Origin of the sequence: Nonomuraea sp. NPDC049758, assembly GCF_040674635.1 — a bacterium.
Taxonomy (GTDB): Bacteria; Actinomycetota; Actinomycetes; order Streptosporangiales; family Streptosporangiaceae; genus Nonomuraea.
This window is the reverse complement of sequence record NZ_JBFAMZ010000005.1, coordinates 38362-52331: the sequence shown is the minus strand read 5'-3', so window position 1 is coordinate 52331 and position 13970 is coordinate 38362. Positions and strand designations below refer to the sequence as shown.

Sequence of the window (13970 nt, the reverse complement as noted above, 5' to 3'; positions counted from 1 at the left end):
ACCATGTCGTGGAGGCGGTGCTCTCCAGCTACCTCGCCCATCTGGCGGTGGAGCGGGGCCTGGCTGCCAACACGCTCGCGTCCTACCGCCGTGACCTGCGGCGATACTTCGAACATCTGCAGGCGCGCGGGCGGCTGAAGCTCGACGAGGTGGGGGAGGCCGACGTCCAGGCCTTCCTCGCCGCGTTGCGCGAGGGCGACCGGGAACATCCCGCCCTCGTCGCCAGCTCGGCCGCGCGGGCCGTCTCGGCCGTACGGGGGCTCCACCGGTTCGCCCTGCGCGAAGGCGTCACGGCCCACGACCCCGCCCACGAGGTACGCCCGCCGCGCCAGCTCCGCAGGCTGCCCAAGGCGATCGCCGTCGACGAGGTCGAACGCCTCATCGCCGCCTCCGGCCCCGACGGCGCCCCGCTCACCCTGCGCAACCGCGCCCTGCTGGAGGTCCTGTACGGCACCGGCGCCCGCATCTCCGAAGCCGTCGGCCTGGCCGTGGACGACCTCGAACCCGACCAGGTGCGACTGCGCGGCAAGGGCGGCCGCACCCGCGTCGTCCCGCTCGGCCGCTACGCCCGCTCGGCGCTCGACGCCTACCTCGTCCGCGCCAGGCCCGGCCTGCTGGCCCACGGCCGCGGCACCCCCGGGGTCTTCCTCAACGCCCGCGGCGGCCGGCTGACCAGGCAGGGAGCCTGGGAAGTGCTCCAGGCCGCGGCCGAACGCGCCGGCCTGGCCGGCATCAGCCCGCACGTCCTGCGCCACTCCTTCGCCACCCACCTGCTCGACGGCGGCGCGGACGTCCGGGTGGTCCAGGAGCTGCTCGGTCACGCCTCCGTCACGACCACGCAGGTCTACACCCTGGTGACGGTCGACAAACTCCGCGAGGTCTACGCCGCGGCGCACCCGCGCGCCCGGCAGTGATCTATAGTCTTTTGCGCGTGCGCGGTGCCCCGGCGTGCCGCCTTGCCGCGTTTAGTGGTGACGCCATAGTGTCCGTCCGGACGGTCCGGTTCGGGATCGTCAGGGAGGTTCGAGCTGGTGACTGTGACGACCAAGGGTTCGACCCCGGGGACCCCCGACAACCCCTGGGGTGACACCAAGACCAACGCGCCTTCCAACGGCGTCAACCTGGGCCCCACCCAGCGCCCGCGGCCGGTGTTCCCTGAACCGGTCCCGCCGCAGGTGCACGGGCCGGCGCGAGTGGTCGCGATGGTCAACCAGAAGGGCGGCGTCGGCAAGACGACCACCACCATCAACCTGGGCGCGGCGCTGGTCGAGTGCGGGCTGAAGGTGCTGCTGGTCGACTTCGACCCGCAGGGCGCGCTCTCGGTCGGCCTGGGCATCAACCCGCTCCAGCTCGACCTGACCGTCTACAACCTGCTGATGGACCGCGGCGTCACCGCCGAGGACGTCCTGCTGGAGACCGGCGTCGAGGGCCTCGACCTGCTGCCCAGCAACATCGACCTGTCGGCCGCCGAAGTGCAGCTCGTCACCGAGGTCGCCCGCGAGCAGGTGCTCGGCCGGGTGATCAAGCCGCTGCTGCCGCACTACGACGTCTGCCTCATCGACTGCCAGCCGTCGCTCGGCCTGCTCACCATCAACGCGCTGACCTGCGCCCACGGCGTCATGGTGCCGCTGGAGTGCGAGTTCTTCGCGCTGCGCGGCGTCGCGCTGCTCATGGACACCATCTCCAAGGTCCAGGAGCGGCTCAACGAAGACCTCGAGATCGAGGGCCTGCTCGCCACCATGTACGACGCCCGTACCCTGCACGGCCGCGAGGTGCTGGCCCGCGTGGTGGAGGCGTTCGGCGACAAGGTGTTCCACACGGTGATCAACCGTACGGTCCGCTTCCCCGACGCCACCGTCGCCGGCGAGCCGATCACCACCTTCGACCCGTCGTCCCTCGGCGCCAACGCCTACCGCGAACTGGCCCGCGAGGTGCTCTCGCGCTGGCCGGCTCCTGCGACAATGGCCAGGTGACCGCAGAGCAGACCGAGGCCCCCCAAGGCTTCCAGGTACACCTGGACGTCTTCGAAGGCCCCTTCGACCTGCTCCTCGGCCTGATCGCCAAGCACAAGCTCGACATCACCGAGGTCTCGCTCTCCAAGGTCACCGACGAGTTCATCGCCTACATCCGGTCCAAGGGCCCGGAGTGGGACCTCGACCAGACCAGCCACTTCCTGCTGGTCGCGGCCACGCTGCTCGACCTGAAGGCGGCCCGGCTGCTGCCCTCCGGCGAGGTGGAGGACGAAGAGGACCTCGCGCTCCTGGAGGCCAGAGACCTGCTGTTCGCCCGGCTGCTGCAGTACAAGGCGTACAAGGAGGTCGCGAAGGTCTTCGCGGGGCGGATGGCCGAGGAGGCGTTGCGTTTCCCCCGCACGGTGTCGCTGGAGCCGCAGTTCGCCAACCTGCTGCCCGAGCTCATCCTCGGCATCGGGCCCGAGCAGCTCGCCCGCATCGCGGCCAAGGCGTTCACCCCGAAACTGCCGCCCACCGTCAGCGTCGGCCACATCTACCAGCCGCTGGCCAGCGTCAAGGAGCAGGCGGCCATCCTGGTCATGCACCTGCGCAGGCTGCGCCGGGCCACCTTCCGCGCGCTGACGGCCGACTGCGAGGGCACCTTCGAGGTCATCGCCCGCTTCCTGGCCGTGCTGGAGCTGTTCCGCGAGTCCGCGGTGACGTTCGAGCAGGTCGAGGCGCTGGGAGAGCTCCACGTGACCTGGACGGGCGCCGACGACGGCGACGTCGCGGTGGGGGACGACTACGAGGAATCCGCGGAGAAACCATCGAATGACTGACAACCCCAACCCCCTGCCAGGCCCCCGCAAGGCCCCCGACTCGGGGTCGCCGCTGCCCGCCTGGATGACGCTCCCGGGCTCTCTCGTCCAGCCGTCGTCGCCGGAGGAGGCGTCCGCCCTGCCCGCCGGCCCCGACCTGCCGGTCGCGCCGCCGAAGCCCTCGCCTGAGTCGCCGGCCCCTGAGTCGTCCTTCACCGAGTCGCCTTCCGTGGGCCCCGAGCGGCCCGCGGACACCGCCGCCGACCTGGAGGAAGAGCAGCAGGGCCCGGAGGAGGGCGTTCAGGCGGAAGGGCCCGCTCTTGAGACGGCCCTGGAGGCCATCCTGATGGTCGTCGACGAGCCCGTCGCCGAGATCACGCTGGCCCAGGTGCTGGAGCGCCCCACCCACGAGGTCGCTTCGGCACTCAGGGGGCTGGCGGCGGAATATACGGCCGCCGGGCGGGGTTTTGATCTGCGGGAAGTCGCGGGTGGCTGGCGTTTCTACACGCGGGCCGACTGCGCGGCGCTGGTCGAGCGGTTCGTCCGCGACGGCCAGCAGACGCGGCTGACCCAGGCCGCGCTGGAGACCCTCGCGGTCGTGGCCTACCGGCAACCGGTGAGCCGCGCCCGTGTCGCCGCCGTACGCGGCGTCAACAGCGACGGCGTCATGCGGACGCTCGTCGCCAGGGGGCTGGTCGAGGAGGCCGGCACCGACCCGGAGAGCCAGGCAGTGCTCTACCGGACAAGCTCATACTTCCTGGAACGTCTGGGACTGCGGGACCTGAGCGAGCTTCCCGAGCTCGCCCCCTTCCTCCCCGACGACGTGGAGAACCTCGAGGAGACAACAAAGTGATCAACAGGCGCAGCACCCCGTCCGGTGATGGACGCGGTCGTGGACGTACCGGCGGCTCCGGCCGCGGCGGGCGTCCCGCCTTCCGCTCCGACGACAACCGCCGCGACGACAACCGCCGCGACGGCTCCGGCGGCGGCTTCGGCGGGGACGACCCCCGCCGCGACTCCCTTCGCGCCGACCGCGGCGGCGCCCGCGCCCGCTTCGGCGACCGCGACGACCGCCCCCGCCAGGACTCCGGCTTCCGCGGCGGCGACCGCTCCGGCCGCCCCACCTCCGGCGGCGACCGCTCCGGCCGCTCCGGCGGCGAGCGCTCCGGCTTCGGTGGTGACCGTTCGGGTCGCCCCGGTTTCAGTGGTGACCGTTCGGGTCGTCCCAGCTTTGGCGGTGACCGTTCCGGTCGCCCCGCTTCCGGTGGTGACCGCTTCGGGCGTTCCGGTGGCGACCGTGACGGCTACTCGCGCGGCGACCGCGCGGACCGTCCGGCGCGTGACGACCGCGGCGACCGCTTCCGCGACGACCGTCCCCGTGACGACCGCGGTGACCGCGGCCCGCGCGGCGGCGACCGTTTCGAGCGTCCCCGCCGTGAGGGCGGCGACCGTTTCGAGCGTCCGCGTCGTGAGGGCGGTTTCGAGGGTCCGCGTCGTGAGGGCGGGGACCGGCCGCGCGGTGAGGGCTTCGGCGGAGCTTCCCGGTCCGGCGACCGGGGCAGGTTCGGCGACGACCGGCGCGGCGGTTACGGCGGCGACCGGCGCGGTGAGCGCGGCGGTCACTCCGGTGGCGAGCGCGGCGGGTACTCGGGCGACCGCGGCGGATACTCCGGCGACCGTGGCGGCTCCGGCGAGCGCGGTGGCTTCTCGAATGACCGCGGTGGCTTCTCGGGTGACCGCGGCGGGTTCTCCGGCGGTCGTGGCGGATCCTCCGCGGGTCGCGGCGGCTACGCGGGCGAGCGGCGCGGGGAGCGTGGCGGTTACGCCGGCTCCCGTGGCGGCGGGCGTCCCGTACGTGGTGGCGACGGCGAGCGTCAGGACCGCGGCGGATTCCGTGCCGACCGCGGCGGGCGCAGGGACGACGCTCCCAGGTCCGCCTCCGCCGGCAACACCCGCGCCCGTTTCGGCAGGCGCGAGGACAACCCCCGCGGGCAGCAGCCGCGCACCCCGAGGCGCGACGACGTGCAGACGCTCGGCGGCGGACGTCGTACGGTCGGCGCTGAGAGTCCCCAGGCCAGGCGCGTCAAGGCCGCCCGTCAGCCGCTGCGCGACCGGGCTTTCTACGACGACGACTACACCGACGAGCGCGACACCACCGAGGTGCCCAACGGCGTTCGCCTGCAGAAGGTGCTCGCCCAGGCGGGCGTGGCCAGCAGGCGCGCCTGCGAGGAGATGATCGGCGACGGCCGCGTCACGGTCAACGGCCAGGTCGTGCGCCGCTTCGGTGCCAAGGTCGACCCCGCCGCCCAGGTCATCCACGTCGACGGCAAGCGCATCCCGACCGCCCCCGACCTCGTCTACTACGCACTCAACAAGCCGATCGGCGTCGTGTCCACCATGGACGACCCGCAGGGCCGCCCGTGCCTGGCCGACTACGTCGAGGAGCTGGCGCCCCGCCTGTTCCACGTCGGCCGGCTCGACACCGAGACCGAGGGCCTGCTGCTGCTCACCAACGACGGCGAGCTGGCCAACCGGCTGACGCACCCGAGCTACGGGGTGCAGAAGAAGTACTGGGCCAAGGTGCCGGGGCCGATCCCGCGCGACCTGGGCCGCAGGCTCAAGCAGGGCATCGAGCTGGAGGACGGCATCGCCAAGGCCGACAGCTTCGCCATCGTCCAGGAGCACGGCCAGCAGGCGCTGGTCGAGGTGGTACTGCACGAGGGCCGCAAGCACGTCGTGCGGCGCATGCTGGAGGAGGCCGGTCACCGGGTGATCGACCTGGCCCGGATCGAGTTCGGTCCGGTGAAGCTGGGCCGCACCAAGGCCGGCACGGTCCGCGCGCTGAGCCTGAAGGAGGTCGGCGAGCTTTACGCGGCCGTGAAGCTGTAATCTGGCCGGAACGCAGGGGCCCGTGCGCATCTCCGCACGGGCTCTCCCGCTATGGAAGGGGAAAAGGGCGCATGGTGCGGGCGATCCGCGGGGCGATCCAGGTGGATGCCGACGACCGCGACTCGATCATCCAGGGGACGACCGAGCTGGTCCAGGCGATCATGGAGCGCAACAGCCTGACCACCGACGACGTGATCAGCGTGCTGTTCACCGCCACCCCCGACCTGACCTCCGAGTTCCCCGCCCTCGCGGCGCGGAAGCTGGGTTTCCACGACGTGCCGCTGATCTGCTGCACCGAGATCGGCGTGCCGGGGGCGCTGCCGCGCGTGGTGCGCCTGATGGCGCATGTGGAGACCGACCGTCCGCGGGCAGAGATGCAGCATGTGTATCTGCGGGGCGCGGTGGCGCTGCGGCAGGACATCGCCCAGTAGGCGACCGGCGTGAGCCGGATCGTCGCGCGGCACGTGCCTGACGGACACGGCAGGCAACACTCTCACTAGCCCGATAAATCAGGACATCGATATGGCCTCGGAACTCCGTACCGTGCTCGTCGTCGGCACCGGTCTCATCGGCACCTCGGCGGCCCTGGCGCTGCGCAAGCACGACGTGCGCGTGCTGCTCGCCGACCGTGACGCGGCCGCCGTGCGGCTGGCCAGGGAACTGGGCGCGGGCGAGGAGTGGGAGCCGGAGCGGCTGCCCGCAGGCCAGGTCGACCTGGCGGTCATCGCGGTGCCCCCGGCGCACGTGGCCGACGAGCTGCTGAAGCTGCAGAGCCGCGGCGTGGCCCGGTTCTACACCGACGTCGCCAGCGTCAAGGCCGAGCCCATCCGCATGGCCGCGCGGCTCGGCTGCGACCTGACGACCTACGTCGCCTCCCACCCGCTGGCCGGGCGGGAGAAGTCCGGTCCGGGCGCGGCCAGGGCCGACCTGTTCCTCGGCCGGCCGTGGGCGCTGTGCCCGACCGGCGAGGCCGCCGACGACGCCAGGGCGGCGGTGCTCAAGCTGGTCGAGCTGTGCGGCGCCAACCCCGTCGAGGTGGGCGCGGAGGAGCATGACCGCGCGGTCGCCGTCGTCTCGCACGCCCCCCACGTCGCCGCCTCGGCCGTGGCGGCCCGCCTGGCCGACGCCACCGAGGTCGCGCTCGGCCTGGCCGGGCAGGGGGTGCGCGACGTGACCAGGATCGCGGGCGGCGACCCCGGGCTCTGGCTCGGCATCCTGTCGGGCAACGCGACCCCGGTCGCCGAGGTGCTGGAGGCGGTCTCCCGCGACCTGGCCGAGGCCGCGACCGCGCTGCGCTCCCTGGCCGAGGGCGACGGCACCGCGAGCGGCGACCTCACCCAGCTCCTCAAGCGCGGCGTCGCCGGGCACGGGCGCATCCCGGGCAAGCACGGCGGCCCCGCTCCGGCGTACGTGGTCGTCCAGGTGGTCATCGGTGACCGTCCCGGCCAGCTCGCGCGGCTGTTCCAGGTGTGCGACGAGGTCGGCGTCAACGTCGAGGACGTGCGGCTGGAGCACGCGCCCGGGCTGCCCCTGGGCATCGCCGAGCTGTGGGTCCAGCCGGACGCGGCCTCCCCGCTCGCCGACGCCCTGCGCGAACGCGGCTGGCAGGTCCCCTGACGTCCCCTGACCGGGGACGCTGAGCACGACGCGACGGGCGGGCGCCGGGCCCCGCCCACGGCGTCAGCCGGCCGTGCGTTCCAGTCTGCGGCGGGCGCGTTCCACGGCGACCGGCAGGCCGCGCCGGGCGGCCAGGGCCCTGGGCAGCCGCCGTACGGCGGTGCGCAGCCCCTCCCGGCCCGCCGGACCGCCCAGCAGCGCCTCCAGGGACCGGCGCGCCACCACCGGCCAGGGACGGCGCAGCACGGCGGTCAGCACGGCGTTGCGCGCCGCCAGCGCCTGCCTGCCGCGCGGGTCGCGGGCGGGGGAGGGGTGGTGGTGGGCGACGACGTCGTCCACGTAGGCCAGCCCCCAGCCGCGCGCGGCCAGGTCCACGGCCAGCCGCTCCTCCTCGCCGAAGAAGAAGATCACGTCGTCGAAGCCGCCCGCCTCCAGGAACGCCTCCCTGCGCACGACGGCCCCGCAGGCCAGGAAGCCCAGCACGCTCGGTCCCGGCAGGTCGTCCTCGACGCCGAGCGGGGAGTCGCGCATCGCCTCCGACACCGCGTCCAGCCGCTCCTGCGGCCCGACCAGCACGCGCGCGCCCAGCACGGCCAGGCGGGGATGGGCGTCCAGCACGTCGGCGGCCAGTTCCAGGGCGCCGGGCGCCCACCAGGAGTCGTCGTCGGCGAAGGCGACGTAGGGCGTCTCTGCCAGGCGCACGCCGACGTTGCGGCCCGGCGCGCCCAGATTGGCCCCCGCCTCGACCACCTGGACGTCGGGGAAGTGCTTGCGGACGAACCCGGCGGTCCCGTCGGAGGAGCCGTTGTCGACGAGGATCACCGGCCTCGGGTGGCGGGGGATCGTCCGGGCCAGCGTTCTGACCCGGTCCCTGGTGGCCACCACGACCGTGACCCGCGCTCGGTTCGTCTCCGTCACGCCGGACCTCCTTACCTGGGCGGACGCCCTTACTCCTGGCCGGCGGCATTGACGGCGGGGCGCAGGGGGCGTAAAAAGGTCGGTAACAGCGTTACCGACAAGAAACGGTGTTACTCACATGGCGGTCACCGCGTACCGGCAAGCCCAGCAGGAAGGCCAGAGCGTGGTCAGGACGGCCATCCTCGACGCCGCCAAACACCTGCTCGTCGCCGAGGGCCCGGCGGCGCTCACCGTCCGGCGCATCTCCGGCGAGGTCGGCTGCTCCACGAAGGTGATCTACACCCTCTTCGGCGGCAAGGACGGCCTCAGCGAGGCGCTGTGGCTGGAGGGCTTCGCCCGGCTGGAGGCGCGCCTGCTGGCCGTCCCCGCCCAGGAGGACCCGCTCCCGGCGCTGCACGCGGGCCTGGCGGCCTACCGCGAGTACGCGCTGGACGAGCCCGACTACTACCGGGTCATGTTCCAGAACGCGATGCACGGCTTCCAGCCCGCCCCCGACGCGGTCGCGACCGGCCGGCGGACCTTCGACATCCTGGTCGAGGCCGTGGCCGCCTGCCTGGAGGCCGGACGGCTGCGCGGGGCCGCCGCCGGCGAGATAGCCGACGTGCTGTGGATGGCGATCCACGGCGCGGTGAGCCTGGAGATCTCCGGCTTCTTCGACAGCGCCGAGGCGGAGCGGCGCTACCGGCTGCTCTACACCTCCGTGCTCACGCCGTTCCTGACCTGAGAGGAAGCGCACGATGACCAGCACCCCCTTCCGCAACGGCTTCGCACCCGCGACGGAGGAGATCACGGCCTTCGACCTGGAGGTCACCGGCCGCATCCCCGCCGAGCTCGACGGCCGCTACCTGCGCAACGGCCCCAACCCGCTCAGCCTCGACGACCCGGCCGCCACCCACCTGTTCATGGGCCAGGGCATGGTCCACGGCGTGCGGCTGCGCGGCGGGCGGGCCGAGTGGTACCGCAACCGGTGGGTGCGCAACGCCGAGGTGGCCCGCCGGCTGGGCGAGCCGCCGGCGCCGGGCCCGGTGCACGCGGGCATGGACTTCGCGGCCAACACGCACGTCATCGGCATCGCCGGGCGCACGTTCGCGACCGTCGAGGCGGGCGGGCTGCCGTACGAGCTGGGTTACGAGCTCGACACGGTCGGCGCGTGCGACTTCGTCGGCGGCCTGCCCGGCGGGTACGCCGCCCACACCCACCTCGACCCGGTCACCGGCGAGCTGCACGCGATGGCCTACTTCGCCGGCTGGGACCACCACCAGCACATCGTGATCGACCCCAAGGGCGTGGTGGCCCAGGTCAGGGACATCCCGGTCGCCGACCGCCCGATGCTGCACGACTTCGCGCTGACCCGCCGGCACGTCGTGATCTACGACCTGCCGGTCACGCTCAGCATGGCCCACGCCGAGCGCGGCGCGCCGCTCCCGTACGCGTGGGACGACGCCCGGCCCGCCCGGCTCGGCCTGCTCTCCCGCGAGACCGGCGACGTGCAGTGGGTGGAGATCGACCCCTGCTGGGTCTTCCACACCCTCAACGCCTACGACGACGGCGACCAGGTCGTGGTGGACGTCGTCCGCTACCCCAAGCGGTTCGTGGACGCCCGGCTCGACCTCGGCGGCGCGCCCACGCTCGACCGGTGGCGCATCGACCCCGGCGCGGGCCGGGTCACCACCACCCGCCTGGACGACCGCCCCCAGGAGTTCCCCCGCATCGACGAGCGCCGCACCGGCGGCCCGTACCGCTACGGCTACACCTCGGCCGCCGCCGACCTGCACGACGTGATCTACCCGGCCGCCGAGCTGGAGGACCTGCCGGACGAGGCGTTCGACAACACGCTCATCAAGCACGACCTGGAACGCGGCACGCAGGAGGCGCGGCGGTTCGGGCGCGGCGCGTACGTGGGGGAGCCGGTCTTCGTGCCCTCCGGCGCCGCCGAGGACGACGGCTACCTGCTCACCTACGTCAACGACCCGGCCAGGGGAGCGGCCGACCTGGTGATCCTGTCGGCCCAGGACTTCACCGGCGAGCCGGTCGCGGTCGTGCACCTGCCCGCCAGGGTCCCGCTCGGCTTCCACGGGAGCTGGATCGCGGACTGACCGGAGGCGGTAGCCTCTTCAGGTTGGGGAAACACACGTGAAGAGGGAGAGGCCGTGTCCGGTCTGGTCGTCGCCATGGACGGTCCTTCGGGGTCGGGCAAGTCGAGCGTGTCGCGCGGGGTCGCCCGTGCGCTGGGCCTGCGTTACCTCGACACCGGGGCCATGTACCGGGCGATGACGTGGTGGATGCTCCGGCAGGGCGTCGACCTGGCCGATCCCGAGGCGGTCGCGGCCCGTTGCGGCGAGCCGTCCATCGTCTCCGGCACCGACCCCGAGGGGCCGACGATCCTGGTCGACGGCGTCGACGTGGGCGGGCCCATCCGGGAGGCCGAGGTGACCGGCTCGGTCTCCGCCGTGGCCGCCGTCCCCGAGGTGCGCAGGCGGCTCGTCGCGCTGCAGCGGGAGATCGCCGGCGCCGGTGACATCGTGGTCGAGGGCCGCGACATCGGCAAGGTCGTCTGCCCCGACGCGCCCGTCAAGGTCTACCTGACGGCCAGCGCCGAGGCCCGTGCCCGGCGCAGGAGCGCCGAGCTGGCCGGCTCGACGGTGGAGGCGCAGCAGGCCGCCATGGAGCGGCGTGACACCCTGGACTCGACACGTAAGACGGACCCACTCTCGATGGCGGATGGCGCCGTCGAGCTCGACACCACCGCGCTGAACCTCGAGGAGGTCATCGCGGAGGTGCTGAGGCTGGTCAAGGAGCGCACCTGACCTCCAGGTGCGGTACTCACCTAAGGATGAACAAGCATGTCAACGGGGGATTGGGTCGAGGCTGACCTCGACGAGCTGGAAGTCACCGAGCACGGCGACACCACGCCTCTGCCGGTCGTGGCCATCGTGGGCCGCCCCAACGTGGGCAAGTCCACGCTGGTCAACCGCATCATCGGCCGCCGCGAGGCAGTCGTGGAAGACGTGCCGGGCGTCACCCGCGACCGCGTCACCTACGACGCCAACTGGCGCGGCCGCCGCTTCACCGTCGTCGACACCGGCGGCTGGGACCCTGACGCCACCGGCATGAACCTGCGCATCGCCGAGCAGGCCCAGGTCGCCGTCGAGCTGGCCGACGTGATCGTGTTCGTGGTCGACGCCACCGTGGGCGCCACCGACGCCGACGAGATCGTGGGCGCGGTGCTGCGCCAGTCGGGCAAGCCGGTGCTCCTGGCCGCCAACAAGGTCGACAACCAGCAGCTGGAGCTGGAGGCCGCCGCGCTGTGGGCGCTCGGCCTGGGCGAGCCCTACCCGGTCTCCGCGCTGCACGGCCGCTCCAGCGGCGACCTGCTCGACGTGGTGCTCGACGCGCTGCCCGAGACGCCGCAGCTGACCTTCGGCGGCGAGCGCGGCCCTGCCCGCGTGGCGCTGCTCGGCAAGCCCAACGTGGGCAAGTCCTCGCTGCTCAACAAGCTGGCGGGGGAGGAGCGGGTGCTGGTCGACCCGATGGCGGGCACCACCCGCGACCCGGTCGACGAGCTGATCGAGCTGGGCGGGCGCACCTGGCGCTTCGTCGACACCGCCGGCATCCGGCGGCGCGACCGCGAGCTGCAGGGCGCCGACTTCTACGCGGCCATGCGCACCCGCGCCGCCCTGGAGCGGTCTGAGGTGGCGATCGTGCTGATCGACGCCAGCGAGCCGCTCACCGAGCAGGACCTGCGGATCATCGGCCTGGTGATCGAGTCGGGCCGGGCCATGGTGGTGGCCTTCAACAAGTGGGACCTCGTCGACGAAGACCGCCGCTACTACCTGGAGAAGGAGATCGACCGGCAGCTCGTGCGCACCCCGTGGGCGCTGCGGGTGAACATCTCCGCCAAGACCGGCCGCCACATGGACCGGCTGGTGCCGGCGCTGGAGAAGGCGCTCGACTCCTGGTCCACCCGGGTGCCGACGGCGCGGCTCAACGCGTTCCTCACCGAGCTGGTGCACGCGACGCCGCCGCCCGTCCGGGGCGGCAAGCAGCCGAAGATCCTGTTCGCCACGCAGGCGTCGGTCGAGCCGCCCAAGTTCGTGCTGTTCACCTCCGGCTGGCTGGAGGACACCTACCGGCGCTTCATCGAGCGGCGCATCCGCGAGGAGTTCGGGTTCGCCGGCTCGCCGATCGACGTCACGATGAAGATCCGCGAGAAGCGTCCCAAGAAGGACAAGTAACGGCGTTGCCGTATCATCTACGGCAACACGTGGACGGAGACGAGTAGCCAGCGGGCCGCACGGGCCCAGAGAGCCGCCGGCAGCTGTGAAGGCGGTCCCGTGTCCGCTGGTGAAGACACTCCCGAGTGCGGGGAGGAAATGCCCCGCCGGCTGACCCTCGTCATCGGGTCGTGGAGGCCGCCCCTCGCGGGCGGCGAAAGTGCGGTGGCACCGGGAGCTCCCTTCTCCCCCGCACTCCCAAGGGGTCATGCATTTCCTGCAGAGGAGCTGTAATGATCTCTCGTGTCCTGTCGGCGTCGCTCGCTGAGCACGCCGGCCGACGAGTGACGATCGCCGGCTGGGTCCATCGCCGCCGGCACCTGAAATCCGTCTCCTTCCTGGTCGTACGCGACCGTGCCGGGCTGGCCCAGGTGGTCAGCGCGGACGGGGAGCTGCCGCCGGAGGAGAGCGTCGTCCGGGTCACCGGCACAGTGACCCCGGCCGGGCAGGCGCCGGGCGGGGTCGAGCTGACCGCCCCGGAGATCGAGGTCCTGGCCGAGCCCGCCCAGGCGCCGCCGTTCGACCTGTACCGGCCGGTCGTGGCCGCGACGCTGCCGACGGTCCTCGACCACGCGCCCGTCGCGCTGCGGCATCCGCTGCTGCGGGCGCCGCTGGAGATCTCGGCGGCGAGCGTGGCCGGGTTCCGCGAGACGCTGGACGGCCTCGGCTTCACCGAGATCCACACGCCCAAGATCGTGGCCTCGGCCACCGAGTCCGGCGCGAACGTCTTCGGCATCGACTACTTCGGCCGCCGCGCCTACCTCGCGCAGTCGCCGCAGTTCTACAAGCAGACGATGGTCGGGGTGTTCGAGCGGGTCTACGAGGTCGGGCCGGTCTTCCGCGCCGAGCCGCACGACACCGTCCGCCACCTGGCCCAGTACACCAGCCTCGACGCCGAGCTGGGCTTCGTGGCCGACCATCGGGACGTGATGGCCGTGCTGCGGGAGGTCGTCGCCGGCATGGTGGAGTCGGTGCGCCGCCGGGCCGCGTCCGCCGTCGAGGCGGCCGGGGCCGTGCTGCCCGCCGTGCCCGCCGAGATCCCGGCCGTGCACTTCACCGAGGCCCAGCGGCTGACCGGCGAGGACGAGCCCGACCTGTCACCGGCCCAGGAACGCTGGTTGTCGGACTGGGCGCTGCGCGAGCACGGGTCGGAGTTCCTGTTCGTCACCGGCTACCCGATGTCCAAGCGGCCGTTCTACACCCATCCCGACCCGGCCAGACCGGGCTACTCCAACGGCTTCGACCTGCTGTTCAGGGGCCTGGAGCTGGTGACCGGCGGCCAGCGCCTGCACCGGTACGACGACTACGTCCAGGCCCTGGGCGGGGACGTGGAGCCGTACGAGGGCTACCTCCAGGCGTTCCGGTACGGGATGCCGCCGCACGGCGGGTTCGCCCTCGGCCTGGAACGCTGGACGGCCCGGCTGACCGGCGCCGCCAACATCCGGCAGACCACCGCATTCCCCCGCGACCTGCACCGCCTGTCGCCCTGACCGGCGGCCCGG

Annotated in this window: 13 protein-coding genes; 12 read left to right on the top strand and 1 reads right to left on the bottom strand. The window is 72.9% G+C overall.

Translation table 11 applies throughout. The features are described from left to right. Window positions 1–8: 8 nt before the first annotated feature. The 7 genes from AB0J46_RS14535 to AB0J46_RS14505 all read left to right on the top strand — a co-directional run bounded on the left by AB0J46_RS14535 (window position 9) and on the right by AB0J46_RS14505 (window position 7276). A complete protein-coding gene (locus AB0J46_RS14535) occupies window positions 9–914 on the top strand; it encodes a site-specific tyrosine recombinase XerD (protein ID WP_352358212.1) in 906 nt (301 codons plus the stop codon). Between the two features lie 117 nt (window positions 915–1031). Next, the gene (locus AB0J46_RS14530; RefSeq protein ID WP_352358210.1) at window positions 1032–1973 is read left to right on the top strand and encodes a ParA family protein; all 942 of its coding nucleotides are present in this window, start codon (window positions 1032–1034) and stop codon (window positions 1971–1973) included. Continuing rightward, a complete protein-coding gene (locus AB0J46_RS14525; RefSeq protein WP_364331091.1) occupies window positions 1970–2791 on the top strand; it encodes a segregation/condensation protein A in 822 nt (273 codons plus the stop codon). The genes AB0J46_RS14530 and AB0J46_RS14525 overlap by 4 nt, the downstream gene beginning before the upstream one ends. 310 nt (window positions 2792–3101) lie before the next feature. Beyond that, a complete protein-coding gene (gene scpB, locus AB0J46_RS14520; RefSeq protein ID WP_364332229.1) occupies window positions 3102–3623 on the top strand; it encodes an SMC-Scp complex subunit ScpB in 522 nt (173 codons plus the stop codon). Further along, window positions 3620–5659 carry a pseudouridine synthase gene (locus AB0J46_RS14515; RefSeq protein ID WP_364331088.1) on the top strand — a complete coding sequence of 680 codons (2040 nt, stop codon included), beginning with the start codon at window positions 3620–3622 and terminating at the stop codon, window positions 5657–5659. Before scpB ends, AB0J46_RS14515 begins: the two co-directional genes overlap by 4 nt. A gap of 71 nt (window positions 5660–5730) precedes the next feature. After that, window positions 5731–6090: a chorismate mutase gene (gene aroH / locus AB0J46_RS14510; RefSeq protein ID WP_357968329.1), complete on the top strand. Its 360-nt coding sequence runs from the start codon at window positions 5731–5733 to the stop codon at window positions 6088–6090. Between the two features lie 91 nt (window positions 6091–6181). Next, on the top strand, window positions 6182–7276 hold the full coding sequence (locus AB0J46_RS14505) for a prephenate dehydrogenase (protein WP_358293739.1): 1095 nt from the start codon (window positions 6182–6184) through the stop codon (window positions 7274–7276). A 63-nt stretch (window positions 7277–7339) separates the two neighbouring features. On the opposite strand, the gene AB0J46_RS14500 is transcribed toward AB0J46_RS14505, so the two are convergent. Continuing rightward, window positions 7340–8194 carry a glycosyltransferase gene (locus AB0J46_RS14500; RefSeq protein ID WP_364331084.1) on the bottom strand — a complete coding sequence of 285 codons (855 nt, stop codon included), beginning with the start codon at window positions 8192–8194 and terminating at the stop codon, window positions 7340–7342. 118 nt (window positions 8195–8312) lie between these two features. Here AB0J46_RS14500 and AB0J46_RS14495 point away from each other — a divergent pair, with 118 nt between their 5' ends. From AB0J46_RS14495 to aspS, 5 genes are all read left to right on the top strand, one after another. Further along, complete coding sequence (locus AB0J46_RS14495) at window positions 8313–8918, top strand: TetR/AcrR family transcriptional regulator (RefSeq protein WP_364331081.1); 606 nt, start codon at window positions 8313–8315, stop codon at window positions 8916–8918. Between the two features lie 13 nt (window positions 8919–8931). Then, window positions 8932–10290 (top strand): carotenoid oxygenase family protein, encoded by a 1359-nt coding sequence (locus tag AB0J46_RS14490; RefSeq protein ID WP_364331078.1) that lies wholly within the window; start codon window positions 8932–8934, stop codon window positions 10288–10290. Between the two features lie 54 nt (window positions 10291–10344). After that, window positions 10345–11001: a (d)CMP kinase gene (gene cmk, locus AB0J46_RS14485; protein ID WP_358293734.1), complete on the top strand. Its 657-nt coding sequence runs from the start codon at window positions 10345–10347 to the stop codon at window positions 10999–11001. 36 nt (window positions 11002–11037) lie between these two features. Then, on the top strand, window positions 11038–12429 hold the full coding sequence (gene der / locus AB0J46_RS14480; protein ID WP_364331074.1) for a ribosome biogenesis GTPase Der: 1392 nt from the start codon (window positions 11038–11040) through the stop codon (window positions 12427–12429). 272 nt (window positions 12430–12701) lie between these two features. Further along, complete coding sequence (aspS, locus tag AB0J46_RS14475) at window positions 12702–13958, top strand: aspartate--tRNA(Asn) ligase (protein ID WP_364331071.1); 1257 nt, start codon at window positions 12702–12704, stop codon at window positions 13956–13958. Window positions 13959–13970: the final 12 nt, after the last annotated feature.

Coding starts and splice junctions, on each gene's coding strand:
- AB0J46_RS14505 (WP_358293739.1), top strand. CDS start 6,182: ATGGCCTCGGAACTCCGTACCGTGCTCGTCGTCGGCACCGGTCTCATC.
- AB0J46_RS14495 (WP_364331081.1), top strand. CDS start 8,313: ATGGCGGTCACCGCGTACCGGCAAGCCCAGCAGGAAGGCCAGAGCGTG.
- aroH (WP_357968329.1), top strand. CDS start 5,731: ATGGTGCGGGCGATCCGCGGGGCGATCCAGGTGGATGCCGACGACCGC.
- AB0J46_RS14490 (WP_364331078.1), top strand. CDS start 8,932: ATGACCAGCACCCCCTTCCGCAACGGCTTCGCACCCGCGACGGAGGAG.
- der (WP_364331074.1), top strand. CDS start 11,038: ATGTCAACGGGGGATTGGGTCGAGGCTGACCTCGACGAGCTGGAAGTC.
- aspS (WP_364331071.1), top strand. CDS start 12,702: ATGATCTCTCGTGTCCTGTCGGCGTCGCTCGCTGAGCACGCCGGCCGA.